Origin of the sequence: Enterobacter sp. BIDMC 27 (genome assembly GCF_000534415.1) — a bacterium.
Lineage (GTDB): Bacteria > Pseudomonadota > Gammaproteobacteria > Enterobacterales > Enterobacteriaceae > Enterobacter > Enterobacter hormaechei_C.
On the sequence record NZ_KI973178.1, the window covers coordinates 1,746,109 to 1,772,831 of the forward strand.

A 26,723-nucleotide genomic window follows, 5' to 3' on the forward strand; every position below is an offset into this window, starting at 1 on the left:
AATGCCTTCAATTCGACTGGCTGATTTAGCTCAGCAGTTGGATGCAGAATTACACGGTGATGGCGATATCGTCATCACCGCTGTTGCGTCCATGCAATCTGCTAAAGCAGGCACTATTACCTTCATGGTAAGCCCTAAGTACCGTGAACACCTGGCCCAGTGCCAGGCGTCTGCCGTTGTGCTGACGCAGGACGATCTTCCGTTTGCCACTAGCGCTGCACTGGTAGTGAAAAATCCCTACCTGACCTATGCGCGCATGGCCCAAATTCTTGATACCACGCCGCAGCCGGCACAGAACATTGCAGCCAGTGCTGCGATTGATCCGACGGCTCAGCTGGGTAACAACGTATCAGTCGGCGCAAACGCCGTTATCGAATCCGGCGTTGTTTTGGGTGATAACGTGGTGATTGGCCCTGGCTGCTTTGTTGGAAAAAATACGAAAATTGGCGCAGGGACTCGTCTGTGGGCCAATGTCTCTGTCTACCATGAGGTTGAGATTGGCGAGAATTGTCTCGTACAGTCCAGCACGGTGATTGGTTCTGACGGATTTGGTTACGCCAACGATCGGGGTAACTGGGTTAAGATCCCTCAGCTGGGTCGCGTGATTATCGGCGATCGTGTAGAGATCGGCGCTTGCACAACTATCGACCGCGGTGCGCTTGACGACACCATTATTGGTAACGGTGTTATCATAGACAACCAGTGCCAGATTGCACATAACGTTGTGATTGGCGACAATACCGCAGTTGCGGGTGGTGTTATCATGGCAGGCAGCCTGAAAATTGGCCGTTACTGCATGATTGGCGGTGCCAGCGTGATCAATGGCCATATGGAAATATGCGACAAAGTCACGGTGACGGGGATGGGTATGGTGATGCGTCCAATCACTGAGCCTGGCGTTTATTCCTCAGGTATTCCGCTGCAACCGAACAAGGTCTGGCGTAAAACAGCTGCACTGGTGATGAATATTGATGATATGAGCAAGCGACTCAAAGCGATTGAGCGCAAAATCGATCAACAAGACTAAGCGTTCATCCGTTTAACGCTAAATTTCCCGGCCTGTCGGCTTTGTTTATAAACCGGCAGGCCGTGTTATTATTGCTACTTAGTACATTTGACAGGAAGAGTATTTTGACTACTGACACTCATACTCTGCATATTGAAGAGATTTTAGAACTTCTGCCGCACCGCTATCCGTTTTTACTGGTAGACCGTGTGCTGGATTTTGAAGAAGGTCGCTTTCTGCGCGCAGTGAAAAATGTCTCCGTTAACGAGCCGTTCTTCCAGGGGCACTTCCCTGGTAAGCCTATCTTCCCGGGTGTATTGATCCTGGAAGCGATGGCACAGGCTACCGGTATTCTGGCGTTTAAAAGCGTAGGTAAACTGGAACCGGGTGAACTCTATTACTTCGCGGGTATCGATGAAGCGCGCTTCAAGCGTCCGGTCGTGCCTGGTGATCAAATGATCATGGAAGTCACTTTTGAAAAAACGCGTCGCGGCCTGACTCGCTTCAAAGGCGTAGCTATGGTTGACGGCAAAGTTGTTTGCGAAGCGACAATGATGTGTGCGCGTAGCCGGGAGGCCTGATACGTGATTGATAAATCCGCCTTTATTCATCCTACCGCCATTGTGGAAACGGGTGCCATCATTGGTGCCAACGTCCACATTGGCCCGTTTTGTATTGTTGGACCCCATGTCGAAATTGGTGAGGGTACAGTACTGAAATCTCACGTTGTCGTGAATGGTCATACCACCATTGGCTGCAACAATGAGATCTATCAGTTCGCCTCCATCGGCGAAGTTAACCAGGATCTTAAGTATGCTGGCGAACCGACCCGCGTGGAAATCGGCGATCGTAACCGCATTCGCGAAAGCGTCACCATTCATCGTGGTACAACGCAAGGCGGTGGATTGACGAAGGTGGGCAGCGACAACCTGTTTATGGTTAATGCGCACATTGCGCACGACTGTACCGTGGGTAGCCGCTGTATTCTCGCCAACAACGCAACGCTGGCGGGACACGTATCGGTCGATGATTTCGCAATTATTGGCGGCATGACCGCAGTCCATCAGTTCTGCATCATTGGTGCACACGTGATGGTCGGCGGATGCTCCGGTGTGGCGCAGGACGTCCCACCGTTTGTGATTGCGCAGGGCAACCATGCCACGCCGTTTGGCGTGAACATCGAAGGTCTCAAGCGTCGTGGTTTTAGTCGCGAAGCGATTACTGCCATCCGCAACGCGTACAAACTGCTGTACCGTAGCGGTAAAACGCTGGAAGAGGCGAAGCCGGAAATTGCCGAGCTGGCGAATAAGCACCCTGAAGTGAAGATGTTCATGGAATTCTTTGAACGTTCAACCCGTGGTCTGATTCGTTAATGGTCGACAGTCGTCCGCTTACCATCGCCCTGGTCGCCGGAGAAACCTCCGGCGATATTCTTGGTGCAGGTCTTATCCGCGCGCTTAAAGCCCGTGTACCCAATGCCCGCTTTGTGGGTGTGGCTGGGCCGCTGATGCAGGCCGAAGGCTGTGAAGCCTGGTATGAAATGGAAGAGCTGGCTGTGATGGGCATCGTCGAAGTGCTGGGCCGCTTGCGTCGCCTGCTGCATATTCGCGCCGACCTTACCCGCCGCTTTACCGACCTCAAGCCCGATGTATTTGTCGGCATTGATGCGCCTGACTTCAATATTACCCTTGAAGGGAACCTGAAAAAGCAGGGGATCAAAACTATCCATTACGTCAGCCCGTCCGTGTGGGCGTGGCGACAGAAACGCGTTTTCAAAATCGGACGGTCCACCAATCTGGTGCTGGCTTTTCTGCCTTTCGAAAAAGCGTTTTACGACAGATTTAATGTCCCGTGCCGTTTTATCGGTCATACCATGGCGGATGCCATGCCGCTGGATCCGGATAAAAACGCGGCGCGTGATGAACTGGGCATCCCGCATGATGTGCACTGTCTGGCGCTGCTGCCAGGGAGCCGGGGTGCGGAAGTTGAAATGCTCAGTGCCGATTTCCTGAAAACGGCGCAAATTCTTCGCAAGACTTACCCCGATCTTGAAGTGGTCGTGCCGCTGGTGAATGCCAAACGCCGCGAGCAGTTTGAGCGTATCAAAGCCGACGTCGCCCCGGATCTTCACGTCCGCCTGCTGGACGGGAAAGGGCGGCAAGCCATGTTTGCGAGCGATGCTGCACTACTGGCTTCCGGCACGGCTGCGCTGGAGTGTATGCTGGCAAAATGCCCAATGGTGGTCGGTTATCGCATGAAGCCATTTACCTTCTGGCTGGCAAAACGTCTGGTAAAAACAGATTACGTATCCCTGCCAAACCTGCTTGCGGGTCGCGAACTGGTGAAAGAGCTCTTGCAGGATGAATGCCAGCCGCAGGCGCTGGCTGATGCATTACTGCCGCTGCTGGCCAACGGTAAAACCAGCCACCAGATGCATGATACCTTCCGTGAACTGCATCAATTGATCCGCTGTAATGCTGATGAGCAGGCGGCCGATGCGGTGCTGGAGTTAGCACAATGATGGAATTTATTTATCCCCATACCCACCTCGTTGCCGGTGTGGATGAAGTCGGTCGTGGCCCGTTAGTGGGTGCCGTTGTGACCGCGGCGGTGATCCTCGATCCAGCCCGCCCGATCGTTGGCCTGAACGACTCGAAAAAACTGAGTGAAAAGCGTCGCCTGGCGCTGTTCGATGAAATTAAAGAAAAGGCGCTGGCCTGGAGTCTCGGGCGCGCAGAGCCGGATGAGATCGACGATCTGAACATTCTGCACGCCACCATGCTGGCGATGCAGCGTGCCGTTGCTGGCCTGAAGATTGTGCCTGAGTATGTGCTGATCGACGGTAACCGTTGCCCGGCGCTGCCGATGCCTTCCATGGCTGTTGTTAAAGGCGATAGCCGCGTCGCAGAAATCAGTGCGGCGTCAATCATTGCCAAAGTGACGCGCGATGCCGAAATGGCCGCGCTGGACCTCACTTATCCCGCGTATGGTTTCGCCCAGCACAAGGGATATCCAACGGCTTTCCATCTGGAAAAGCTGGCTGAACATGGCGCAACTGAACATCATCGGCGCAGCTTTGGCCCGGTGAAACGCTCGCTGGGACTGGTGTCCTGAATCAAGACGCAAGCAATTAAGTAACGCGGGATCTGAAGATGGCTGAACCACGTTTCGTACACCTGCGGGTGCATAGCGACTACTCCATGATCGATGGGCTGGCAAAGACCGGGCCGCTGGTAAAAAAGGCGGCCTCGCTTGGCATGCCTGCGCTGGCGATCACCGATTTTACCAACCTGTGTGGCCTGGTGAAGTTCTACGGAACGGCGCATGGCGCAGGATTAAAGCCCATCGTCGGCGCGGATTTTCATGTGCAGAGCGAGCTGCTCGGCGATGAGATGACGCAGATTTCCGTGTTAGCTATGAATAACACGGGTTATCAGAACCTCACTCTGCTGATCTCAAAAGCCTACCAACGCGGTTACGGCGCACTGGGTCCATGGATTGACCGCGACTGGCTGGCGGAGCTGAACGAAGGTCTGCTGCTGATCTCCGGTGGCCGTATGGGGGATGTCGGCAAATGTCTGCTGCGCGGTAACAACGCGCTGGTGGATCAGTGCGTCTCGTTCTACGAAGAGTATTTCCCGGATCGTTATTACCTGGAGCTGATCCGTACCGGGCGTGCGGATGAAGAGAGCTACCTGCATGCGGCCGTCGCCCTGGCGGAAGCGCGTGGCCTGCCTGTGGTGGCCACCAACGATGTGCGCTTCCTTGAGGCGGGTGATTTTGACGCGCATGAAATTCGCGTCGCCATCCACGACGGCTTCACCCTCGACGATCCGAAACGTCCGCGCAACTACTCATCGCAGCAGTACATGCGCAGCGAAGAGGAGATGTGTGAGCTCTTCTCGGACATCCCGGAAGCGCTGGAAAACAGCGTAGAGATTGCCAAGCGCTGTAACGTCACCGTGCGTCTCGGCGAATACTTCCTGCCGCAGTTCCCGACGGGAGACATGACCACCGAAGATTTCCTGGTCATGAAATCGAAAGAGGGTCTGGAAGAGCGTCTGGAATTCCTCTTCCCGGATGAAGCGGTCCGTAAAGAGAAACGTCCTGAATATGACGAGCGCCTGGATATTGAACTCCAGGTGATCAACCAGATGGGGTTCCCAGGCTACTTCCTGATCGTGATGGAGTTCATCCAGTGGTCGAAGGATAACGGCGTGCCGGTAGGTCCGGGCCGTGGTTCTGGTGCCGGCTCGCTGGTGGCGTATGCCCTGAAAATTACCGATCTCGATCCGCTGGAATTTGACCTGCTGTTCGAACGTTTCCTCAACCCGGAACGTGTCTCCATGCCCGACTTTGACGTCGACTTCTGCATGGAAAAACGCGACCAGGTGATTGAGCACGTGGCCGATATGTACGGTCGTGATGCGGTTTCGCAGATCATCACCTTCGGTACGATGGCCGCGAAAGCGGTTATCCGCGATGTGGGCCGCGTTCTGGGCCACCCGTACGGTTTTGTCGATCGTATATCTAAGCTGGTGCCGCCCGATCCGGGCATGACTCTGGCGAAAGCCTTTGAAGCTGAACCTCAGCTGCCGGAAATCTACGAAGCCGACGAAGAGGTCAAAGCGCTGATCGACATGGCGCGCAAGCTGGAAGGCGTCACGCGTAACGCCGGTAAGCATGCGGGGGGTGTGGTTATCGCCCCGACCAAAATCACCGACTTTGCGCCGCTGTACTGCGATGAAGCGGGCCAGCATCCGGTCACCCAGTTCGACAAGAACGACGTAGAATACGCCGGGCTGGTGAAGTTCGACTTCCTCGGCCTGCGTACGCTGACCATCATCAACTGGGCGCTGGAGATGATCAACGCCCGTCGCGAGAAGAACGGCGAACCGCCGCTGGATATCGCGGCTATCCCGCTTGATGACAAGAAAAGTTTCGACATGCTGCAACGCTCGGAGACGACAGCCGTCTTCCAGCTTGAATCCCGCGGCATGAAAGATTTGATTAAGCGTCTGCAACCAGACTGCTTCGAAGATATGATCGCGCTGGTGGCCCTGTTCCGTCCGGGGCCGTTGCAGTCGGGGATGGTAGATAACTTTATCGACCGTAAACACGGGCGCGAAGAGATTTCCTACCCGGACGTGCAGTGGCAGCATGAAAGCCTGAAACCGGTACTGGAGCCAACCTATGGCATCATCCTGTATCAGGAACAAGTCATGCAGATCGCCCAGGTGCTTTCTGGTTATACCCTTGGCGGCGCAGACATGCTGCGTCGTGCGATGGGTAAGAAAAAGCCGGAAGAGATGGCCAAGCAGCGTTCCATCTTTGAAGATGGGGCGAAGAAAAACGGCATCGATGGCGAACTGGCGATGAAAATCTTCGACCTGGTGGAGAAATTCGCCGGGTACGGATTTAACAAATCTCACTCCGCCGCCTATGCTTTGGTTTCGTATCAGACGCTCTGGCTGAAGGCTCACTATCCCGCTGAGTTTATGGCGGCGGTAATGACCGCCGATATGGACAACACCGAGAAGGTGGTTGGCCTGGTGGACGAGTGCTGGCGCATGGGGCTGAAGATCCTGCCGCCGGATATTAACTCTGGCTTGTACCATTTCCACGTTAACGATGACGGGGAAATCGTCTATGGGATCGGCGCGATCAAGGGCGTAGGAGAGGGGCCGATCGAGGCGATCATCGAAGCGCGTAACAACGGCGGCTATTTCCGCGAGCTGTTCGATCTGTGCGCCCGCACCGATACCAAAAAACTGAACCGCCGGGTGCTGGAAAAACTGATCATGTCCGGCGCGTTTGATCGGCTGGGGCCACACCGCGCCGCGCTGATGAACTCGCTCGGCGATGCGCTGAAAGCAGCCGATCAGCACGCGAAAGCGGAAGCCATTGGCCAGGCAGATATGTTCGGCGTGCTGGCGGAAGAGCCAGAGCAGATTGAGCAGTCTTATTCCAACTGCCAGCCCTGGCCAGAACAGGTGGTGCTGGATGGGGAGCGGGAAACGTTAGGCCTGTACCTGACGGGGCACCCGATCAACCAGTATCTGAAAGAAATTGAGCGCTATGTCGGCGGCCACAGGCTTAAAGACATGCATCCGACAGAACGTGGTAAAATCACCACGGCTGCGGGGCTCGTGATTGCTGCAAGGGTAATGGTCACCAAGCGCGGCAATCGTATCGGCATCTGTACCCTGGATGACCGTTCCGGGCGTCTGGAGGTGATGTTGTTCACCGACGCGCTGGATAAATACCAGCAATTGCTGGAAAAAGACCGCATACTTATCGTCAGCGGACAGGTCAGCTTTGATGACTTCAGCGGGGGGCTTAAAATGACCGCCCGCGAAGTGATGGACATTGACGAAGCCCGGGAAAAATATGCTCGCGGGCTTGCTATCTCGCTGACGGACAGGCAAATTGATGACCAGCTTTTAAACCGACTCCGTCAGTCTCTGGAACCCCACCGCTCGGGGACCATTCCAGTACATCTCTACTATCAGAGGGCGGATGCACGTGCGCGGTTGCGCTTTGGTGCAACGTGGCGTGTCTCTCCGAGCGATCGTTTACTGAACGATCTCCGTGGCCTCATTGGTTCGGAGCAGGTGGAACTGGAGTTTGACTAATACAGGAATACTATGAGTCTGAATTTCCTTGATTTCGAACAGCCGATTGCAGAGCTGGAAGCGAAAATCGATTCTCTGACAGCCGTGAGCCGTCAGGATGAAAAACTGGATATTAACATCGACGAAGAAGTGCATCGTCTGCGCGAAAAAAGCGTGGAACTGACGCGCAAAATCTTTGCCGATCTCGGCGCATGGCAGATCGCCCAGCTGGCGCGTCATCCACAGCGTCCGTACACCCTGGATTATGTCCGCCTGGCGTTTGACGAATTTGACGAACTGGCAGGCGACCGCGCATACGCTGACGATAAAGCTATCGTCGGCGGTATCGCGCGTCTGGATGGACGTCCGGTGATGATTATTGGTCATCAGAAAGGCCGTGAAACCAAAGAGAAAATCCGTCGTAACTTCGGTATGCCAGCACCAGAAGGCTACCGTAAGGCCCTGCGTCTGATGGAGATGGCTGAGCGTTTCAATATGCCAATCATCACCTTCATCGACACGCCGGGTGCTTACCCGGGTGTTGGCGCTGAAGAGCGCGGTCAGTCTGAAGCCATCGCACGCAACCTGCGTGAGATGTCTCGCCTGAAAGTGCCGGTCATCTGTACCGTTATCGGTGAAGGTGGGTCCGGCGGTGCGCTGGCAATTGGCGTGGGCGATAAAGTGAATATGCTACAGTACAGTACCTATTCCGTTATCTCTCCGGAAGGCTGTGCCTCCATTCTGTGGAAAAGTGCCGATAAAGCGCCGCTGGCTGCTGAAGCGATGGGCATCATTGCCCCACGTCTGAAAGAGCTGAAGCTGATCGACACCGTTATCCCTGAACCGCTGGGCGGCGCGCATCGTAAGCCGGAAGTGATGGCTGCTTCCCTGAAAGCGCAGCTGCTGGCAGATCTGGCGGACCTGGACGTGCTGAGCACAGAAGATCTGCTCAACCGTCGTTATCAGCGTCTGATGACCTACGGTTACGCGTAAGCCTCACAATTATCCTAAAAGCCGCACATTGTTGCGGCTTTTTTTATACCTGCCGTTTACCTTAACTATGCTTATCTGATGTTTTTCAAGGAGGTAAACCATGAACATCATTGCCATCATGGGGCCACACGGCGTCTTTTATAAAGACGAACCCATCAAGGAGCTGGAGCAAGCCCTTAAAGCACGTGGATACCAGCTGATCTGGCCGCAAAACAGCGCCGACCTGCAGAAATTTATCGAACACAATCCGCGCATCTGTGGCGTGATATTCGACTGGGACGAATACGACATGGAGTTGTGCAGCGATATCAATAAGCTCAACGAATATCTTCCGCTGTACGCGTTTATCAACACTCACTCGACCATGGACGTGAGCGCGCATGATATGCGTATGGCGCTGTGGTTCTTCGAATACTCACTCGGCGTTGCCGAGGACATTGCGACCCGCATTCAGCAGTACACCGGTGAATACCTCGATAACATCACACCGCCGTTCACGCGCGCGCTGTTCACCTATGTGAATGAAGGGAAGTACACCTTCTGTACGCCAGGCCACATGGCGGGAACAGCCTATCAAAAAAGCCCGGTGGGATGTCTGTTCTACGATTTCTTCGGCGGTAACACGCTGAAGGCGGATGTGTCGATTTCGGTCACCGAGTTAGGCTCTCTGCTGGATCATACCGGCCCGCATCTGGAAGCCGAAGAGTACATCGCCCGGACCTTTGGCGCCGACCAAAGCTACATGGTGACCAACGGTACCTCAACCTCGAACAAAATCGTCGGGATGTACGCCGCGCCTGCCGGCAGTACGCTGCTGATTGACCGCAACTGCCATAAATCACTGGCGCATTTGCTGATGATGAGCGACGTGGTGCCGCTCTGGCTGTCGCCTACGCGTAATGCGCTGGGTATTCTCGGCGGCATTCCTCGCCGTGAATTCGCGCATGAAGCCATTGAAAATAAGATCGCGGCGATCCCCGAGGCAGGCTGGCCTGTGCACGCGGTGATCACCAACTCCACCTATGACGGGCTGCTTTACAACACGAACTGGATCAAGCAGACGCTCGACGTGCCGTCGATCCACTTTGACTCCGCGTGGGTGCCTTACACCAATTTCCACCCGATTTACTCGGGTAAAAGTGGGATGAGCGGCGAGCGGGTGCCGGGCAAGGTGTTCTTCGAAACGCAGTCGACGCACAAAATGCTGGCCGCGTTTTCCCAGGCGTCTCTTATTCACATTAAGGGCGAGTACGACGAGGACACCTTCAACGAAGCCTTTATGATGCACACGACCACGTCGCCGAGCTACCCGCTGGTGGCGTCCATCGAAACGGCGGCGGCGATGCTGCGCGGTAATCCGGGTAAACGCCTGATCAATCGTTCGGTGGAACGGGCGCTGCATTTCCGAAAAGAGGTTCAGCGACTTAAAGATGAAGCGGACGGCTGGTTCTTTGATATCTGGCAGCCGGAAGAGATTGATGAGGCAGAATGCTGGCCCGTCGCGCCGGGGGAGAGCTGGCACGGTTTTCGGGATGCCGATGCGGACCACATGTTCCTCGATCCGGTTAAGGTGACGATCCTGACGCCGGGCATGGATGAGCAGGGCGTGATGAATGAGGAAGGGATCCCGGCTGCACTGGTGGCGAAGTTCCTTGATGAGCGCGGCGTGGTGGTGGAGAAAACCGGCCCCTATAATTTGCTGTTCCTGTTCAGCATCGGGATCGATAAAACCCGCGCGATGGGGCTGTTGCGCGGACTGATGGAGTTTAAGCGCGCATATGATCTGAACCTGCGGGTAAAGAATATGCTGCCGGATCTCTACGCGGAAGATCCTGACTTCTATCGCAATATGCGTATTCAGGATCTGGCCCAGGGGATCCACAGGCTGATCCGCCAGCACGATCTGCCGCGCCTGATGTTGCAGGCATTTGATGTTCTGCCTGAAATGAAGCTGACGCCGCACAGGGCGTGGCAGCGCCAGGTGAAAGGGGAGGTTGAAACCGTTGAGCTGGAGAACCTGGTCGGGCGGGTATCGGCCAACATGATCCTGCCTTATCCGCCGGGCGTGCCGCTGCTGATGCCGGGTGAAATGATCACCGAGGAGAGCCGGGCGGTGCTCGATTTCCTGCTGATGCTCTGTTCGGTAGGGCGCCACTATCCGGGCTTTGAAACGGACATTCATGGCGCGAAACGCGATGATAACGGCGTGTACTGGGTGAGAGTCCTAAAATAAAAGGGTCTGCTTGCCAGGGGCGGGTTGTCGGTTGTAACGTTCAGAGCATCATAAAAAGGAGAAACTATGCTGGGTTTAAAAGCGGTTCATCATATTGCGATCATTGCCACCGATTACGCGAAAAGTAAGGCATTCTACTGCGACGTTCTCGGCTTTACGCTGTTGAGCGAGGCTTACCGTGAGGAGCGCGACTCCTGGAAAGGCGATCTGGCGTTAAACGGACAATATGTGATTGAACTGTTCTCTTTTCCTTTCCCGCCAGCGCGTCCTTCACGCCCGGAAGCCTGCGGCCTGCGCCACCTGGCCTTCAGCGTCGATGACCTGGACAGCGCGGTAAAACATCTGGAAGCCCACGGCGTGGCCTGCGAAGCGATTCGTGTCGATCCCTTTACCGATAAACGTTTCACTTTTTTCAACGATCCGGACGGGCTGCCGCTGGAGCTTTACCAGCAGTAATCGCCGTCATGTGTGATAATGCCCGTTCAGTTCGGGCATTTTTTATGTGTAATTTCCTATGACCTTACCCGCTATCGCGCACGCCGTTTCACCCTATCGCCAGCTGCTGGTGGGGTTCAGCGGTGGCCTGGATTCCACCGTTTTGCTGCACCGCCTTAAGCTCTGGCGCGACCGTGAGCCTGACGTCCAGCTGCGGGCGATGCATATCCATCACGGCTTAAGCCCCCATGCCGACGACTGGGTGGCGCACTGCGAAGCGGTGTGTTCAGGGTGGGCGATCCCGCTGATCGTTGAACGCGTCACGCTTGAGGATGAGGGGCTGGGTATTGAGGCGCAGGCGCGGAAAGCCCGCTACGCCGCGTTTTCCGGCGCATTACAGCAAGGGGAAGCGTTGGTCACCGCGCAGCATCTGGACGACCAGTGCGAGACGTTTTTACTGGCGCTCAAGAGGGGCAGCGGGCCTGCGGGGTTATCTGCCATGCCTGAGCGCGCTGATTTTGCTGAAACAGAGCTCATCCGCCCACTACTGGGTGAGACGCGCGCATCACTGGAAGCCTGGGCGCAGCAGCATCATCTGTGCTGGATTGAAGACGAGAGCAATCAGGACGACAGCTACGACCGTAACTTCCTGCGCCTGCGCGTCTTACCGCTGCTGAGTGAGCGCTGGGCCCATTTTTCCGAAGCGGTGGCCAGAAGCGCCATGCTGTGTGCTGAACAGGAAAGCTTGCTGGATGAGTTGCTGAGCGAGGAGCTGGATACGCTGATTACCGCTGACGGTGCCCTGAACATTGCGCCATTGAAAGTGATGAGCCCTCTGCGTCGGGCTGCTCTGATTCGTCGCTGGCTGGCTTACCACCGTGCGGTTATGCCGTCCCGGGCGATGCTCAACCGTATCTGGGAGGAAGTTGCACAGGCGAGGGAAGATGCCGCACCTTGTATACACCTGAATGGTTATGACGTCAGGCGCTATAAAGGGCAACTCTGGTGGGTAAAATCTGTGCCGTCGCTGGCTGACGTTGTGCTCGACTGGCCGTCGCCGGAAAAAGCATTAACGCTACCGATGAATGCCGGTGTCGTTGCGTTAAGCCATTCGGGCAATGTGCGTCTACCTGAGCCGGACGAGAACGTTACCATACGCTTCAGGACCAGCGGCATGCTGCATATCGTCGGTCGTAACGGCGGGCGTAAGCTGAAGAAAATCTGGCAGGAACAGAACGTTCCGCCCTGGCGACGTGATACCACGCCGCTTCTGTTTTACGGCGACACGCTCATCGCGGCGGCAGAGGTGTTCATCACTGAAGAGGGGTGGGCTGAAGCGGGTGTTAATTTTGAATGGAAAGCGTAACGGGCAGCCTGGCTGCCCGTTGGTTATCAGGATTCGCTCACCACAACGGTGCCGATTTCCGGATGGCTGAAACTGGCAATTTTGTCGAGGCGTAGCTCACGCGTTGCACCTGCATCTTCCACAACCAGGTATTCCACATTTTTACGGGAAACCAGATCGCTGGCCTTTGCCTTTAGCACTTCGCCATCTTTTAGCTCCAGCGTCAGTATTAAATGATGCTGGCAGGCGAGTTCGAGGTTGTCATAGTCATCACAATTGATGGGTTGATAGGTATCATTCATCGACATAATCGCTCACCAGTAAATTCGCCGCAGCATACGCTGCTTTTTCCCTGACCGATTCAGAAAGGCTCTCATCAGAGGCCACTTCATTTAGCACGTTCAATACACAGCCCAACGCATCCGGAATGTACCCCAGATCTCCGCTGGCGATCTCCGCATAGCGTCTGCGAATCAACTCACAATAATTATTCACATCACCTCCTGCCAGCGTAATGACTTACTGTGAGATATCATTAAGCCTACGAAGTTAAACTCGGTTTAGCAAGGTGACTATACCATACTCATTTAAGCAATATCAGCGCCTTGATAAGAGGGCGCCACCACCTCGTAACAGCCTTTTGCCGCGGTTTTCGCTACAATGTACGCCTGATTCGAAAGGAGTTCTCTCATGGCGCTGAAAGCGACAATTTATAAAGCTGTGGTCAATGTGGCGGATCTTGACCGTAACCAGTTTCTGGATGCGTCATTGACGCTGGCGCGTCATCCTTCTGAAACCCAGGAGCGCATGATGCTGCGCCTGCTGGCGTGGATTAAGTATGCCGACGAGCGTCTGCAATTTACCCGTGGTTTAAGCGCGGAAGATGAACCGGAAGCCTGGCTGCGCAACGATCATCTGGGTATCGATTTATGGATTGAGCTTGGCCTGCCGGATGAACGCCGGATCAAAAAGGCCTGCACCCAGTCTGCTGAAGTGGCGTTGTTTGCCTACAACCAGCGAGCGGCGGAGATCTGGTGGCAACAAAATAAAAATAAATGTGCGCTGTTCAAAAATCTTACCGTCTGGTATCTGGATGATGAACAGCTGGCGCAGCTGAGTGCGTTCGCCAGCCGGACGATGGCGCTACAGGCGACGATTCAGGACGGCGCCATCTGGCTTTCCGATTCTCAGAATAATCTGGAAATTCATCTCACAGCCTGGCAGCCCGCATCATGATTGTATTGTCCCGAAACGTCAGCATCCCTGATAACGAGCTGGAGATCACCGCCATCCGGGCCCAGGGAGCAGGGGGACAGCACGTTAACAAGGCCTCAACGGCTATCCATTTGCGCTTTGACATTCGGGCCTCCAGCCTGCCAGAGTATTATAAAGAAAGCCTGCTTGCCGCCAGCCATCACCTGATCACCAGCGAGGGTGTGATGGTGATTAAAGCGCAGGAGTATCGCAGCCAGGAGCTTAACCGGGAAGCGGCAATAGCCCGGCTGGTCGCGGTCATCAAAGAGCTGACGGCTGTACAAAAAAGTCGCCGGGCAACACGTCCAACGCGGGCATCGAAAGAACGTCGGTTGTCATCGAAGGCGCAGAAATCCACCGTAAAATCACTGCGTGGCAAAGTCCGTCACCCATAATGTGACGAAAGGGATACCCTTTTTCATAAGGAAAGTATTGTGAAAAAAGCATTATTATCAGCGCTGGCCGTGACAAGCCTGTTCGCGCTTTTTGGCTGTAATAACCGTTCAGAAACGCAGGTACTACAGCCAACGCAAAATGAAGAATTAAAGCCGATGCAGCAAAGCTGGCGCGGCGTATTACCATGTGCAGATTGCGAGGGCATCGAAACCTCTCTGTTTCTGCAAAAAGATGGCACCTGGGTCATGAACCAGCGTTACCAGGGGGCGAAAGAACCGTCTTCTTTTGCATCTTACGGAACATGGGCGCGTACGGCTGAGAAGCTGGTATTGACGGATACCACGGGCGATAAAACCTTCTTCCGCGCCAAAGGCGAGGGGATGGAGATGCTCGATCGCGAAGGTAATCCGATTGAATCCCAGTTCAACTACACGTTGGCCCCGGTAAAAGCGACCCTGCCAGCCACCCCAATGGCGATGCGAGGGATGTATTTCTACATGGCGGATGCGGCGATCTTCACTGACTGTGCAACCGGGAAGAAAGTCAGCGTGGCGAACAATGCCCAGCTGGAGCGAGACTATGCCGTCGCGCGCGGCAACGACAGTAAGCCAGTGTTGCTGACGGTTGAAGGGCACTTTACGCTGGAGCCAAACCCGGATAGCGGCGAGCTGGTGAAAACGCTGGTGGCAGATAAAGACGCGAAGTTTGCTGCGGGGAAAGACTGCGAAAGCAAATAAGATATAGCCATTAAAAAACCCCGCACTGGCGGGGTTTTTTGTTTCTTAACCTTTGATGGCTTTCACCAGGTAATCAAGAATATCGCCCGTCTTGATCATCTGTTTTTCGCCGGTGCGACGGTATTTGTATTCAATCTCGTCGCTGTCGAGGTTACGGTCGCCAATGACGATGGTGTGTGGAATACCGATCAGTTCCATGTCAGCAAACATCACGCCAGGACGCTCTTTACGGTCATCCATCAGCACGTCGATACCTTTCGCGCTCAGCTCAGCGTAGAGTTTCTCAGCCAGCTCCTGCACGCGGTAAGACTTGTGCATGTTCATTGGCAGGATCGCCACCTGGAACGGCGCGATGTTATCCGGCCAGACGATTCCGCGTTCGTCATAGTTCTGCTCGATAGCGGCAGCAACAACGCGCGTTACGCCAATGCCGTAGCAGCCCATGGTCAGAACCTGGTTACGGCCATCTTCGCCCTGAACGGCAGCGTTCATTGCGCGCGAGTACTTATCGCCCAGCTGGAAGATGTGGCCTACTTCGATACCGCGTTTGATCATCAGGGTACCCTTGCCGTCCGGGCTTGGATCGCCTGCGACCACGTTACGGATGTCAGCCACTTCCGGCGTCGCCACGTCACGATCCCAGTTGATGCCGAAGTAGTGTTTACCGTCGATGTTTGCGCCCGCAGCGAAGTCGCTCATCGCCGCAACGGTGCGGTCAATGACCACCGGAACAGGCATGTTCACCGGACCCAGAGAACCAGGACCTGCATTCACCACGGCGCGGATCTCTGCTTCCGTTGCGAAGGTCAGCGGGCTGGCAACCTGCGGCAGCTTCTCGGCTTTCACTTCGTTCAGCTCGTGATCGCCTCGTACCAGCAGGGCAACCAGTGGATAAGCGCTACCTTCAGCCGATTTCACCAGCAGGGTTTTCACGGTTTTTTCGATCGGCAGAGTAAACTGCTCAACCAGCTCGGCGATAGTTTTCGCGTTTGGCGTATCAACCAGCGTCATCTCTTGCGTTGCCGCGCCGCGTGGTTCTTTTGGTGCCAGCGCTTCTGCAAATTCGATGTTCGCGGCGTAATCAGAGGAGTCAGAGAAGATCACATCGTCTTCGCCGCTCTGCGCCAGAACCTGGAATTCATGGGAGGCGCTACCGCCGATTGAACCGGTATCAGCCTGTACAGCACGGAAATCCAGCCCCATGCGGGAGAAGATTTTGCTGTAGGCCGCGTACATTTTGTCGTAGGTCTCTTGCAGCGATTCCTGAGAAGTATGGAAAGAGTAAGCATCTTTCATCAGGAACTCGCGAGAACGCATGACGCCAAAGCGTGGACGCACTTCGTCACGGAACTTAGTCTGGATCTGGAAGAAGTTCAGCGGCAGCTGTTTGTAAGAGCTCAGCTCGTTACGGATCAGATCGGTGATCACTTCTTCATGCGTTGGACCGAGAACGAATGGACGATCGCCACGATCGGCAATACGCAGCAGTTCAGGACCGTACTGCTCCCAGCGACCGCTCTCCTGCCACAGTTCAGAGGGCTGAACGACCGGCATTAACACCTCGATAGCACCGGCGTTGTTCATCTCTTCACGCACGATGTTTTCGACTTTTTTCAGGACGCGCACGCCGGTCGGCAGCCAGGTGTATAACCCGGAGGCCAGCTTGCGGATCATCCCGGCGCGCAGCATCAGCTGGTGGCTGATCACCTCGGCGTCGGCAGGTGTCTCCTTCAGAGTGGAGAGCAGATATTGGCTAGTACGCATGTTGTTACGGTTCCATTTCGACGATTGGAACAGGCTGAAACACCAGCCTGACACAAAAAAAGTGGTTTAGTTTACCAGTGTGGCAAAGATGCCAAAAGAGAGGAGAACAAAATTACCTGGGTTCCAGGGCAAACACTTCAAAACCCGCCGCAGTCACGCGCCAGCGCACGTTAAAGTCCAGCAGCCAGACGGCGTACGTATTCCCGGCTTCCTCTTCTTTGCGGTAGGCGGGACGGGGGTCCTGGGCCAGCACTTCAACGATAAAGTCACGCAGGCGAGGATAACGCTTTTCCAGCTCGCTGATTTGCGTTGTAATTTCAGACGTGAAGTGAACCGCCATATCTGCCTGCGGTGCGTCCTGAGCATAGCTTGCCCGGGCATCCGGCAGCGCTTCGGCGAAGGGCAGGTAAGGCTTAATATCTATGACCGGCGTGCCATCAACCAGGTCAAGACTACCTAACTCCAGGATCACCTGATCTTTCTGACAACGTATGCCTTTCAGCTCGACCAGCGACATCCCGATGGGGTTGGGACGAAAGGTTGAGCGGGTGGCAAAGACACCCATTCTGGCATTTCCGCCCAGACGAGGCGGACGCACGGTAGGACGCCAGCCGCCTTCCATGGTCTGGTGAAACACAAAGACCACCCATAAATGGCTGAACGCCTCAAGCCCGCGCACTGCATCGGCCTGATTATACGGCGCGACAAGATGAAGCTCGCCGCCGCCGTTAATGACCAGACCCGGCTGACGTGGAACGGCGAACTTTTCTTTATAAGGGGAGCGGATAACGCCTATCTGCTCGAACTGAAATGAACTCATTTCGCCGTAATGTTAAGCGCAGAACCGATACATACCGCCTGGCGATAGCAACCTGGTGTGCCGCTGGTGACTTCGCAGCTGTGCAGCAGCACGGCGTTGGCTTTCATTTTCGACGCGTTGATTTGCATACGCTTGCGGGCTGTCGGAATATTGGGTGGGGAGTCCTGATTCGTTGCCTGGCAGGATTCGCCGCTCACTTCGCCCAGTTCACGGAATGGCTTACCGACCAGCTCGTCGGCTTTGGTAATAATACGTACCGGCGCAGCGCGAGGCGCTTTCGGTTTTGCTGGCTCCGCTTTTGGCGGGGTTGCAGTGCTTTGAACAGGTTCAACAGGAGATCTGCTTAGCATAGAACAGCCGCTCAGCATCAGTGCTAAAAAACAGATCGGTAAAGCACGCATAATAATTCCTCAGTGGATAATCAAAACGTCAGATATTGAAGCAGTTGACCGCACAAATGACAAGACGGGCAAATGCCCGTCTTGATGATATTACACTGCCGGGAGATTACCAGCCTTTAACCGCGCCGCCGTTAAACACCTTATTGGCTTCCTGGTACACTTCTTCAGACTGATATGCCTGTATGAATTTCTTCACATTCTCCGCGTCTTTGTTGTCTTCGCGAGTCACGATCAGGTTGACGTACGGGGAATCTTTATCTTCAACGAAGATGCCATCTTTCGCTGGGGTCAGGCCGATCTGGCTGGCGTAAGTGGTGTTGATCACGGCCAGGGCGATCTGCGCATCGTCCAGAGAACGTGGCAGCTGTGGTGCTTCCAGCTCAACAATTTTCAGATTTTTCGGGTTTTCGGTTACGTCCAGAACGGTCGGTAACAAGCCAACGCCTTCTTTCAGTTTAATCAGGCCCACTTTCTGTAGCAGAAGCAGGGAACGGCCAAGGTTGGTTGGGTCGTTAGGGACGGCAACCTGTGAACCCGGCTGGAGTTCATCCAGAGATTTAATTTTCTTGGAGTAACCGGCAATCGGGTAAACGAAGGTGTTACCGACAGCAACAAGTTTGTAGCCGCGATCTTTGATCTGCTGATCCAGGTACGGTTTATGCTGGAAGGCGTTAGCGTCAATGTCGCCTTTGCTCAGCGCTTCGTTCGGCAGAACGTAATCGTTGAAGGTCACCAGTTCAACGTCCAGGCCATATTTCTCTTTAGCGATTTTCTGCGCGGCCTCAGCAACCTGCTGTTCTGCACCGACGATAACGCCTACTTTGATGTGGTTTGGATCTTTTTCGTCCTGACCGCAACCCACCAGTGCCAGCGAGCCAATCAGTGCGCCTACTGCTGCGAAGGTCTTAAATTTAAACGCCATGTTATATCCTTAACTCGTCGAGTTTGTGTTGTTTGTAACGTTATTTATGCGTAACAGCCCGGACGATACGATCGCCAGAGAATTGAATTAAGTAAACCAGCACAACCAGCAATACCAGAACGGTATTCATTACGGTAGCGTTATAGCCAATATAGCCGTACTGATATCCAATCTGGCCTAAACCGCCAGCACCTACGGCGCCGCCCATTGCGGAATAACCGACCAGGGTGATAAGCGTGATGGTTGCTGCGTTCACCAGCCCAGGCAGCGCCTCTGGCAGCAGAACTTTGCGAACGATCTGCATTGGCGTCGCACCCATAGCGCGGGAAGCTTCGATCAGGCCGGTTGGGATTTCCAGCAGGGCGTTTTCCACCATACGGGCGATAAACGGTGCCGCGCCTACGGTCAGCGGGACAATAGCTGCCTGCAAACCAATCGACGTCCCGACGATCACGCGCGTAAACGGAATCATCCACACCAGCAGAATAATGAACGGAATAGACCGGAAAATGTTCACCAGCGCAGAGAGCGTACGATACAGCTTCGCGTTTTCAATAATTTGACCCGGGCGCGTAACGTACAGCAGCACGCCGACCGGCAGCCCAATCACAAAACCAAAGAAGCCCGATACGAAGGTCATTGCCAGCGTTTCCCAAACGCCGCGAACCAGTAGCCACATCATCGGCTCAGACATAACCCAGTACCTCTACTTTTACGTGATGTTCTTGCAGCCAGGCAATTGCCGCCTGGGTTTCTTCCTGTGTGCCGTGCATTTCCGTCAGCATAATGCCGAACTTCACGCCACCGGCGTAGTCCATCTGCGCGCTAATAATGTTGTTATTCACGTTAAAGCGACGCGCGGTTTCGGACAGCAGCGGTGCGTCAACGGACTGGCCCGTGAACTCCATGCGCAGCATCGGGACGCTGTCAGGCGTTGCGTCTGTTTTTAAACGTTCCAGATAATCTTCCGGAATATCCAGATGCAGTGTGGACTGAATGAACTGCTGAGCCAGCGGCGTTTTCGGGTGCGAGAAGACTTCACTCACCGTGTCCTGCTCAATCAGCTCACCGTTGCTGATGACCGCCACGCAGTCGCAGATGCGTTTCACTACATCCATTTCATGCGTAATAAGGAGAATCGTCAGGCCCAGGCGACGGTTAATGTCTTTTAACAGTTCCAGAATAGAGCGCGTGGTGGCCGGGTCTAACGCGCTGGTGGCTTCATCGCACAGCAGCACCTTAGGATTGCTTGCCAGCGCGCGGGCAATGGCCACACGCTGTTTTTGCCCACCGGACAGATTTGCCGGGTAGCTATCATGCTTGTCGCCCAGACCAACAAGGTCGAGCAGTTCGGTGACGCGACGCGTAACTTCTTCTTTCGGCGTGTTATCCAGCTCAAGCGGCAGGGCAACGTTGCCGAACACGGTGCGGGATGCCAGCAGGTTAAAGTGCTGGAAAATCATGCCAATCTGGCGACGCGCTTTGGTGAGTTCTTTTTCTGAGAGAGCGGTAAGCTCCTGGCCGCCAACTTCTACGCTGCCCTGGGTTGGGCGCTCAAGCAGGTTAACACAACGGATCAGCGTACTTTTACCCGCACCCGATGCGCCAATGACGCCATAAATCTGACCAGCAGGCACATGCAGGCTGACGTTGTTCAGCGCCTGAATGGTTCGGTTCCCCTGCTGGAACACTTTGGTGATATTGGAAAGTTTAATCATTAGATTATTTTTATCGTAAGTAAGTTAGCCGTGGCATTTTCTTCTGCCAGATACGGGGAATGACCGTAAACAAAATGGATGTTAAGGCATCCAGACGTCTAAATCAATCCACCTCTGTGCGATGAGCACTTTATTGCGCTGCGATTCATGAGATACTAGCTGAACAAGACTTTTTCAGGAGCAAACCGGTGGCAAAATCTGTACCCGCAATTTTTCTCGATCGTGACGGCACTATTAATGTGGATCACGGTTACGTCCATGAGATTGATGAGTTCGAATTTATCGAGGGCGTAATAGATGCCATGCGCCAGTTGAAAGAGATGGGCTATGCGCTGGTGGTGGTAACTAACCAGTCCGGTATCGCCCGGGGTAAATTCACCGAAGCGCAGTTCGAGACGCTGACGGAATGGATGGACTGGTCTCTGGCCGATCGTGGTGTCGATCTTGATGGCATCTATTATTGTCCGCATCACCCGCAGGGAAGTGTAGAGGCGTATCGTCAGACCTGTGATTGCCGTAAGCCACACCCGGGCATGTTTATCTCTGCACAGGAATTCCTGCACATTGATATGGCCGCATCTTATATGGTGGGCGATAAACTGGAAGATATGCAGGCAGCAGCGGCGGCAGGTGTAGGTACCAAAGTTTTAGTGCGTACCGGTAAACCGGTCACCCCAGAAGCAGAAAATGCAGCCGACTGGGTGATAACGAGTCTGGCAGAACTGCCAAAAGAGATTAAAAAGCACCAAAAATAGGCGTTTTGGCGAAAAGGTGAGCGGTTGAAATAAAAATGCATTTTTCCGCTTGTCATTCCTCGGCGGCTCCCTATAATGCGCCTCCATCGACACGGCGGATGTGAATCACTTCACAGATAACCCGGTCGGCTGAAGAGAAAAAATCCTGAAATAACGGGTTGACTCTGAAAGAGGAAAGCGTAATATACGCCACCTCGCGACAGAGCGCTGAAGCGCGTCGCAACTGCTCTTTAACAATTTATCAGACAATCTGTGTGGGCACTCAAAGTGACATGGATTCTTAATGTCTTCGGACACTAAATGAATACCAAGTCTCAACGAGTGAACACGTAATTCATTACGAAGTTTAATTCATTGAGCATCAAACTTTTAAATTGAAGAGTTTGATCATGGCTCAGATTGAACGCTGGCGGCAGGCCTAACACATGCAAGTCGAACGGTAACAGGAAGCAGCTTGCTGCTTTGCTGACGAGTGGCGGACGGGTGAGTAATGTCTGGGAAACTGCCTGATGGAGGGGGATAACTACTGGAAACGGTAGCTAATACCGCATAACGTCGCAAGACCAAAGAGGGGGACCTTCGGGCCTCTTGCCATCGGATGTGCCCAGATGGGATTAGCTAGTAGGTGGGGTAACGGCTCACCTAGGCGACGATCCCTAGCTGGTCTGAGAGGATGACCAGCCACACTGGAACTGAGACACGGTCCAGACTCCTACGGGAGGCAGCAGTGGGGAATATTGCACAATGGGCGCAAGCCTGATGCAGCCATGCCGCGTGTATGAAGAAGGCCTTCGGGTTGTAAAGTACTTTCAGCGGGGAGGAAGGCGATAAGGTTAATAACCTTGTCGATTGACGTTACCCGCAGAAGAAGCACCGGCTAACTCCGTGCCAGCAGCCGCGGTAATACGGAGGGTGCAAGCGTTAATCGGAATTACTGGGCGTAAAGCGCACGCAGGCGGTCTGTCAAGTCGGATGTGAAATCCCCGGGCTCAACCTGGGAACTGCATTCGAAACTGGCAGGCTAGAGTCTTGTAGAGGGGGGTAGAATTCCAGGTGTAGCGGTGAAATGCGTAGAGATCTGGAGGAATACCGGTGGCGAAGGCGGCCCCCTGGACAAAGACTGACGCTCAGGTGCGAAAGCGTGGGGAGCAAACAGGATTAGATACCCTGGTAGTCCACGCCGTAAACGATGTCGACTTGGAGGTTGTGCCCTTGAGGCGTGGCTTCCGGAGCTAACGCGTTAAGTCGACCGCCTGGGGAGTACGGCCGCAAGGTTAAAACTCAAATGAATTGACGGGGGCCCGCACAAGCGGTGGAGCATGTGGTTTAATTCGATGCAACGCGAAGAACCTTACCTACTCTTGACATCCAGAGAACTTTCCAGAGATGGATTGGTGCCTTCGGGAACTCTGAGACAGGTGCTGCATGGCTGTCGTCAGCTCGTGTTGTGAAATGTTGGGTTAAGTCCCGCAACGAGCGCAACCCTTATCCTTTGTTGCCAGCGGTTAGGCCGGGAACTCAAAGGAGACTGCCAGTGATAAACTGGAGGAAGGTGGGGATGACGTCAAGTCATCATGGCCCTTACGAGTAGGGCTACACACGTGCTACAATGGCGCATACAAAGAGAAGCGACCTCGCGAGAGCAAGCGGACCTCATAAAGTGCGTCGTAGTCCGGATTGGAGTCTGCAACTCGACTCCATGAAGTCGGAATCGCTAGTAATCGTGGATCAGAATGCCACGGTGAATACGTTCCCGGGCCTTGTACACACCGCCCGTCACACCATGGGAGTGGGTTGCAAAAGAAGTAGGTAGCTTAACCTTCGGGAGGGCGCTTACCACTTTGTGATTCATGACTGGGGTGAAGTCGTAACAAGGTAACCGTAGGGGAACCTGCGGTTGGATCACCTCCTTACCTTAAAGAACCTGCCTTTGTAGTGTCCACACAGATTGTCTGATGAAAAACAGCAGTAAAAAACCTCTACAGGCTTGTAGCTCAGGTGGTTAGAGCGCACCCCTGATAAGGGTGAGGTCGGTGGTTCAAGTCCACTCAGGCCTACCAAATTTTTGCTGATGCTGCGTTGCGGCGACACTCACATACATAAGTATGCTTCGTGTCACCACGCCTTGCCTCAACAAAAATTACCGGTACAGAGGTGACTACGATGGGGCTATAGCTCAGCTGGGAGAGCGCCTGCCTTGCACGCAGGAGGTCTGCGGTTCGATCCCGCATAGCTCCACCATCTTTTACTGCGAACACAAGAAAACTTCAGAGTGAACCTGAAAAGGTGCACTGCGAAGTTTTGCTCTTTAAAAATCTGGATCAAGCTGAAAATTGAAACGACACACAGCTCATGTGTGTTCGAGTCTCTCAAATTTTCGCAAGTCGATGATGAATCGAAAGAAACATCTTCGGGTTGTGAGGTTAAGCGACTAAGCGTACACGGTGGATGCCCTGGCAGTCAGAGGCGATGAAGGACGTGCTAATCTGCGAAAAGCGCCGGCGAGGTGATATGAACCCTTGACCCGGCGATGTCCGAATGGGGAAACCCAGTGCAATCCGTTGCACTATCGTTAACTGAATACATAGGTTAACGAGGCGAACCGGGGGAACTGAAACATCTAAGTACCCCGAGGAAAAGAAATCAACCGAGATTCCCCCAGTAGCGGCGAGCGAACGGGGAGCAGCCCGGAGTCTGAATCAGCTTGTGTGTTAGTGGAACGGTCTGGAAAGTCCGACGGTACAGGGTGATAGTCCCGTACACGAAAATGCACATGCTGTGAACTCGAAGAGTAGGGCGGGACACGTGGTATCCTGTCTGAATATGGGGGGACCATCCTCCAAGGCTAAATACTCCTGACTGACCGATAGTGAACCAGTACCGTGAGGGAAAGGCGAAAAGAACCCCGGCGAGGGGAGTGAAAAAGAACCTGAAACCGTGTACGTACAAGCAGTGGGAGCCTCTTTATGGGGTGACTGCGTACCTTTTGTATAATGGGTCAGCGACTTATATTCTGTAGCAAGGTTAACCGTATAGGGGAGCCGAAGGGAAACCGAGTCTTAACTGGGCGTTAAGTTGCAGGGTATAGACCCGAAACCCGGTGATCTAGCCATGGGCAGGTTGAAGGTTGGGTAACACTAACTGGAGGACCGAACCGACTAATGTTGAAAAATTAGCGGATGACCTGTGGCTGGGGGTGAAAGGCCAATCAAACCGGGAGATAGCTGGTTCTCCCCGAAAGCTATTTAGGTAGCGCCTCGTGAACTCATCTTCGGGGGTAGAGCACTGTTTCGGCTAGGGGGCCATCCCGGCTTACCAACCCGATGCAAACTACGAATACCGAAGAATGTTATCACGGGAGACACACGGCGGGTGCTAACGTCCGTCGTGAAGAGGGAAACAACCCAGACCGCCAGCTAAGGTCCCAAAGTCATGGTTAAGTGGGAAACGATGTGGGAAGGCACAGACAGCCAGGATGTTGGCTTAGAAGCAGCCATCATTTAAAGAAAGCGTAATAGCTCACTGGTCGAGTCGGCCTGCGCGGAAGATGTAACGGGGCTAAACCATGCACCGAAGCTGCGGCAGCGACGCTTATGCGTTGTTGGGTAGGGGAGCGTTCTGTAAGCCGTTGAAGGTGTGCTGTGAGGCATGCTGGAGGTATCAGAAGTGCGAATGCTGACATAAGTAACGATAAAGCGGGTGAAAAGCCCGCTCGCCGGAAGACCAAGGGTTCCTGTCCAACGTTAATCGGGGCAGGGTGAGTCGACCCCTAAGGCGAGGCCGAAAGGCGTAGTCGATGGGAAACAGGTTAATATTCCTGTACTTGGTGTTACTGCGAAGGGGGGACGGAGAAGGCTATGTCAGCCGGGCGACGGTTGTCCCGGTTTAAGCATGTAGGCGGAGGTTCCAGGTAAATCCGGTACCTTATTAACGCTGAGGTGTGATGACGAGGCACTACGGTGCTGAAGTGATAAATGCCCTGCTTCCAGGAAAAGCCTCTAAGCATCAGGTAACACGAAATCGTACCCCAAACCGACACAGGTGGTCAGGTAGAGAATACCAAGGCGCTTGAGAGAACTCGGGTGAAGGAACTAGGCAAAATGGTGCCGTAACTTCGGGAGAAGGCACGCTGATGTGTAGGTGAAGCCCCTGCGGGTGGAGCTGAAATCAGTCGAAGATACCAGCTGGCTGCAACTGTTTATTAAAAACACAGCACTGTGCAAACACGAAAGTGGACGTATACGGTGTGACGCCTGCCCGGTGCCGGAAGGTTAATTGATGGGGTTAGCGGCAACGCGAAGCTCTTGATCGAAGCCCCGGTAAACGGCGGCCGTAACTATAACGGTCCTAAGGTAGCGAAATTCCTTGTCGGGTAAGTTCCGACCTGCACGAATGGCGTAATGATGGCCAGGCTGTCTCCACCCGAGACTCAGTGAAATTGAACTCGCTGTGAAGATGCAGTGTACCCGCGGCAAGACGGAAAGACCCCGTGAACCTTTACTATAGCTTGACACTGAACACTGGTCCTTGATGTGTAGGATAGGTGGGAGGCTTTGAAGCGTGGACGCCAGTCTGCGTGGAGCCAACCTTGAAATACCACCCTTTAATGGCTGGTGTTCTAACGTGGACCCGTAATCCGGGTTGCGGACAGTGTCTGGTGGGTAGTTTGACTGGGGCGGTCTCCTCCCAAAGAGTAACGGAGGAGCACGAAGGTTGGCTAATCCTGGTCGGACATCAGGAGGTTAGTGCAATGGCATAAGCCAGCTTGACTGCGAGCGTGACGGCGCGAGCAGGTGCGAAAGCAGGTCATAGTGATCCGGTGGTTCTGAATGGAAGGGCCATCGCTCAACGGATAAAAGGTACTCCGGGGATAACAGGCTGATACCGCCCAAGAGTTCATATCGACGGCGGTGTTTGGCACCTCGATGTCGGCTCATCACATCCTGGGGCTGAAGTAGGTCCCAAGGGTATGGCTGTTCGCCATTTAAAGTGGTACGCGAGCTGGGTTTAGAACGTCGTGAGACAGTTCGGTCCCTATCTGCCGTGGGCGCTGGAGAATTGAGGGGGGCTGCTCCTAGTACGAGAGGACCGGAGTGGACGCATCACTGGTGTTCGGGTTGTCATGCCAATGGCACTGCCCGGTAGCTAAATGCGGAAGAGATAAGTGCTGAAAGCATCTAAGCACGAAACTTGCCCCGAGATGAGTTCTCCCTGAGACTTTAAGTCTCCTGAAGGAACGTTGAAGACGACGACGTTGATAGGTCGGGTGTGTAAGCGCAGCGATGCGTTGAGCTAACCGATACTAATGAACCGTGAGGCTTAACCTTACA

22 protein-coding genes, 2 tRNA genes and 2 rRNA genes are annotated in these 26,723 nt (G+C 54.2%); 18 read left to right on the plus strand and 8 right to left on the minus strand.

The genetic code is table 11. The features are described from left to right. The first annotated feature begins 1 nt into the window (after nt 1). The 10 genes from lpxD to tilS all read left to right on the plus strand — a co-directional run bounded on the left by lpxD (nt 2) and on the right by tilS (nt 12,647). Nucleotides 2–1,027: a UDP-3-O-(3-hydroxymyristoyl)glucosamine N-acyltransferase gene (gene lpxD, locus L463_RS14325; RefSeq protein WP_003856168.1), complete on the plus strand. Its 1,026-nt coding sequence runs from the start codon at nt 2–4 to the stop codon at nt 1,025–1,027. 104 nt (nt 1,028–1,131) lie between these two features. Continuing rightward, nucleotides 1,132–1,587: a 3-hydroxyacyl-ACP dehydratase FabZ gene (gene fabZ, locus L463_RS14320; RefSeq protein ID WP_003856165.1), complete on the plus strand. Its 456-nt coding sequence runs from the start codon at nt 1,132–1,134 to the stop codon at nt 1,585–1,587. Between the two features lie 3 nt (nt 1,588–1,590). Next, nucleotides 1,591–2,379, plus strand: coding sequence for an acyl-ACP--UDP-N-acetylglucosamine O-acyltransferase (gene lpxA / locus L463_RS14315; protein WP_023295949.1), 789 nt, complete (start codon nt 1,591–1,593; stop codon nt 2,377–2,379). Next, nucleotides 2,379–3,527: a lipid-A-disaccharide synthase gene (gene lpxB / locus L463_RS14310; protein WP_003856161.1), complete on the plus strand. Its 1,149-nt coding sequence runs from the start codon at nt 2,379–2,381 to the stop codon at nt 3,525–3,527. The genes lpxA and lpxB overlap by 1 nt, the downstream gene beginning before the upstream one ends. Beyond that, entirely contained in the window at nt 3,524–4,120 is a 597-nt protein-coding gene (gene rnhB / locus L463_RS14305; RefSeq protein WP_023295950.1) for a ribonuclease HII, read from the plus strand. Before lpxB ends, rnhB begins: the two co-directional genes overlap by 4 nt. Before the next feature lie 38 nt (nt 4,121–4,158). Continuing rightward, nucleotides 4,159–7,641, plus strand: a complete 3,483-nt coding sequence (gene dnaE, locus L463_RS14300) for a DNA polymerase III subunit alpha (protein ID WP_023295951.1) — start codon at nt 4,159–4,161, stop codon at nt 7,639–7,641. 12 nt (nt 7,642–7,653) lie between these two features. Next, nucleotides 7,654–8,613, plus strand: coding sequence for an acetyl-CoA carboxylase carboxyl transferase subunit alpha (gene accA, locus L463_RS14295; RefSeq protein ID WP_003856154.1), 960 nt, complete (start codon nt 7,654–7,656; stop codon nt 8,611–8,613). A 100-nt stretch (nt 8,614–8,713) separates the two neighbouring features. Beyond that, nucleotides 8,714–10,846, plus strand: a complete 2,133-nt coding sequence (locus L463_RS14290; protein WP_032673125.1) for a lysine decarboxylase LdcC — start codon at nt 8,714–8,716, stop codon at nt 10,844–10,846. A gap of 66 nt (nt 10,847–10,912) precedes the next feature. Beyond that, complete coding sequence (locus tag L463_RS14285) at nt 10,913–11,302, plus strand: VOC family protein (protein ID WP_003856151.1); 390 nt, start codon at nt 10,913–10,915, stop codon at nt 11,300–11,302. A 58-nt stretch (nt 11,303–11,360) separates the two neighbouring features. Continuing rightward, nucleotides 11,361–12,647: a tRNA lysidine(34) synthetase TilS gene (gene tilS, locus L463_RS14280; protein WP_017383736.1), complete on the plus strand. Its 1,287-nt coding sequence runs from the start codon at nt 11,361–11,363 to the stop codon at nt 12,645–12,647. Nucleotides 12,648–12,673: 26 nt separating this feature from the next. Here tilS and rof read toward each other — a convergent pair whose 3' ends face one another. Further along, a complete protein-coding gene (rof, locus tag L463_RS14275) occupies nt 12,674–12,934 on the minus strand; it encodes a Rho-binding antiterminator (RefSeq protein ID WP_003856148.1) in 261 nt (86 codons plus the stop codon). Further along, nucleotides 12,921–13,121 (minus strand): YaeP family protein, encoded by a 201-nt coding sequence (locus L463_RS14270; RefSeq protein WP_003856146.1) that lies wholly within the window; start codon nt 13,119–13,121, stop codon nt 12,921–12,923. The genes rof and L463_RS14270 overlap by 14 nt, the downstream gene beginning before the upstream one ends. Nucleotides 13,122–13,316: 195 nt before the next feature. Between L463_RS14270 and L463_RS14265 the strand changes: the two genes are divergently transcribed. From L463_RS14265 to nlpE, 3 genes are read left to right on the plus strand one after another with little or no spacing between them, the layout of a single operon-like run. Beyond that, complete coding sequence (locus L463_RS14265; RefSeq protein ID WP_015572732.1) at nt 13,317–13,862, plus strand: YaeQ family protein; 546 nt, start codon at nt 13,317–13,319, stop codon at nt 13,860–13,862. After that, nucleotides 13,859–14,275, plus strand: a complete 417-nt coding sequence (gene arfB, locus L463_RS14260) for an alternative ribosome rescue aminoacyl-tRNA hydrolase ArfB (RefSeq protein ID WP_006810027.1) — start codon at nt 13,859–13,861, stop codon at nt 14,273–14,275. Before L463_RS14265 ends, arfB begins: the two co-directional genes overlap by 4 nt. Before the next feature lie 39 nt (nt 14,276–14,314). Beyond that, nucleotides 14,315–15,013, plus strand: a complete 699-nt coding sequence (nlpE, locus tag L463_RS14255) for an envelope stress response activation lipoprotein NlpE (protein WP_017383734.1) — start codon at nt 14,315–14,317, stop codon at nt 15,011–15,013. 45 nt (nt 15,014–15,058) lie between these two features. Here the strand turns inward: nlpE and proS are convergent, their stop codons facing one another. The 6 genes from proS to metN form a co-directional block, all read right to left on the minus strand. After that, nucleotides 15,059–16,777 (minus strand): proline--tRNA ligase, encoded by a 1,719-nt coding sequence (gene proS, locus L463_RS14250; RefSeq protein ID WP_023295954.1) that lies wholly within the window; start codon nt 16,775–16,777, stop codon nt 15,059–15,061. Nucleotides 16,778–16,889: 112 nt separating this feature from the next. After that, nucleotides 16,890–17,597: a tRNA (N6-threonylcarbamoyladenosine(37)-N6)-methyltransferase TrmO gene (gene tsaA / locus L463_RS14245; RefSeq protein WP_017694476.1), complete on the minus strand. Its 708-nt coding sequence runs from the start codon at nt 17,595–17,597 to the stop codon at nt 16,890–16,892. Further along, nucleotides 17,594–17,998, minus strand: coding sequence for an Rcs stress response system protein RcsF (gene rcsF, locus L463_RS14240; protein ID WP_015572735.1), 405 nt, complete (start codon nt 17,996–17,998; stop codon nt 17,594–17,596). Before rcsF ends, tsaA begins: the two co-directional genes overlap by 4 nt. A gap of 106 nt (nt 17,999–18,104) precedes the next feature. Then, on the minus strand, nt 18,105–18,920 hold the full coding sequence (metQ, locus tag L463_RS14235; protein ID WP_003856132.1) for a methionine ABC transporter substrate-binding lipoprotein MetQ: 816 nt from the start codon (nt 18,918–18,920) through the stop codon (nt 18,105–18,107). 40 nt (nt 18,921–18,960) lie between these two features. Further along, nucleotides 18,961–19,614: a methionine ABC transporter permease MetI gene (locus L463_RS14230; protein ID WP_003856130.1), complete on the minus strand. Its 654-nt coding sequence runs from the start codon at nt 19,612–19,614 to the stop codon at nt 18,961–18,963. Further along, a complete protein-coding gene (metN, locus tag L463_RS14225) occupies nt 19,607–20,638 on the minus strand; it encodes a methionine ABC transporter ATP-binding protein MetN (RefSeq protein WP_006810022.1) in 1,032 nt (343 codons plus the stop codon). Before metN ends, L463_RS14230 begins: the two co-directional genes overlap by 8 nt. A 188-nt stretch (nt 20,639–20,826) precedes the next feature. On the opposite strand from metN, the gene gmhB reads away from it, so the two are divergent. The 5 genes from gmhB (at nt 20,827) to L463_RS14200 (ending at nt 26,720) form a co-directional block, all read left to right on the plus strand. Continuing rightward, nucleotides 20,827–21,393 carry a D-glycero-beta-D-manno-heptose 1,7-bisphosphate 7-phosphatase gene (gmhB, locus tag L463_RS14220; protein WP_017383733.1) on the plus strand — a complete coding sequence of 189 codons (567 nt, stop codon included), beginning with the start codon at nt 20,827–20,829 and terminating at the stop codon, nt 21,391–21,393. A gap of 371 nt (nt 21,394–21,764) precedes the next feature. Further along, nucleotides 21,765–23,306, plus strand: a 16S ribosomal RNA gene (locus L463_RS14215). A 70-nt stretch (nt 23,307–23,376) separates the two neighbouring features. After that, nucleotides 23,377–23,453: transfer RNA gene (locus L463_RS14210), tRNA-Ile, on the plus strand. Between the two features lie 105 nt (nt 23,454–23,558). Next, nucleotides 23,559–23,634, plus strand: a tRNA-Ala gene (locus tag L463_RS14205). A gap of 180 nt (nt 23,635–23,814) precedes the next feature. Further along, nucleotides 23,815–26,720, plus strand: a 23S ribosomal RNA gene (locus L463_RS14200). Together the 16S and 23S rRNA genes with 2 tRNA genes alongside form the textbook arrangement of a ribosomal RNA operon. Nucleotides 26,721–26,723 lie beyond the last annotated feature (3 nt).

Bases quoted from the DNA above. Each gene is read 5' to 3' on its own strand.
- lpxB (WP_003856161.1), top strand. From the start codon at position 2,379: ATGGTCGACAGTCGTCCGCTTACCATCGCCCTGGTCGCCGGAGAAACC.
- accA (WP_003856154.1), top strand. From the start codon at position 7,654: ATGAGTCTGAATTTCCTTGATTTCGAACAGCCGATTGCAGAGCTGGAA.
- rnhB (WP_023295950.1), top strand. From the start codon at position 3,524: ATGATGGAATTTATTTATCCCCATACCCACCTCGTTGCCGGTGTGGAT.
- metN (WP_006810022.1), bottom strand. From the start codon at position 20,638: ATGATTAAACTTTCCAATATCACCAAAGTGTTCCAGCAGGGGAACCGA.
- tsaA (WP_017694476.1), bottom strand. From the start codon at position 17,597: ATGAGTTCATTTCAGTTCGAGCAGATAGGCGTTATCCGCTCCCCTTAT.
- arfB (WP_006810027.1), top strand. From the start codon at position 13,859: ATGATTGTATTGTCCCGAAACGTCAGCATCCCTGATAACGAGCTGGAG.
- proS (WP_023295954.1), bottom strand. From the start codon at position 16,777: ATGCGTACTAGCCAATATCTGCTCTCCACTCTGAAGGAGACACCTGCC.
- L463_RS14265 (WP_015572732.1), top strand. From the start codon at position 13,317: ATGGCGCTGAAAGCGACAATTTATAAAGCTGTGGTCAATGTGGCGGAT.
- L463_RS14285 (WP_003856151.1), top strand. From the start codon at position 10,913: ATGCTGGGTTTAAAAGCGGTTCATCATATTGCGATCATTGCCACCGAT.
- dnaE (WP_023295951.1), top strand. From the start codon at position 4,159: ATGGCTGAACCACGTTTCGTACACCTGCGGGTGCATAGCGACTACTCC.
- rof (WP_003856148.1), bottom strand. From the start codon at position 12,934: ATGTCGATGAATGATACCTATCAACCCATCAATTGTGATGACTATGAC.
- metQ (WP_003856132.1), bottom strand. From the start codon at position 18,920: ATGGCGTTTAAATTTAAGACCTTCGCAGCAGTAGGCGCACTGATTGGC.
- tilS (WP_017383736.1), top strand. From the start codon at position 11,361: ATGACCTTACCCGCTATCGCGCACGCCGTTTCACCCTATCGCCAGCTG.
- lpxD (WP_003856168.1), top strand. From the start codon at position 2: ATGCCTTCAATTCGACTGGCTGATTTAGCTCAGCAGTTGGATGCAGAA.
- L463_RS14230 (WP_003856130.1), bottom strand. From the start codon at position 19,614: ATGTCTGAGCCGATGATGTGGCTACTGGTTCGCGGCGTTTGGGAAACG.
- rcsF (WP_015572735.1), bottom strand. From the start codon at position 17,998: ATGCGTGCTTTACCGATCTGTTTTTTAGCACTGATGCTGAGCGGCTGT.
- L463_RS14290 (WP_032673125.1), top strand. From the start codon at position 8,714: ATGAACATCATTGCCATCATGGGGCCACACGGCGTCTTTTATAAAGAC.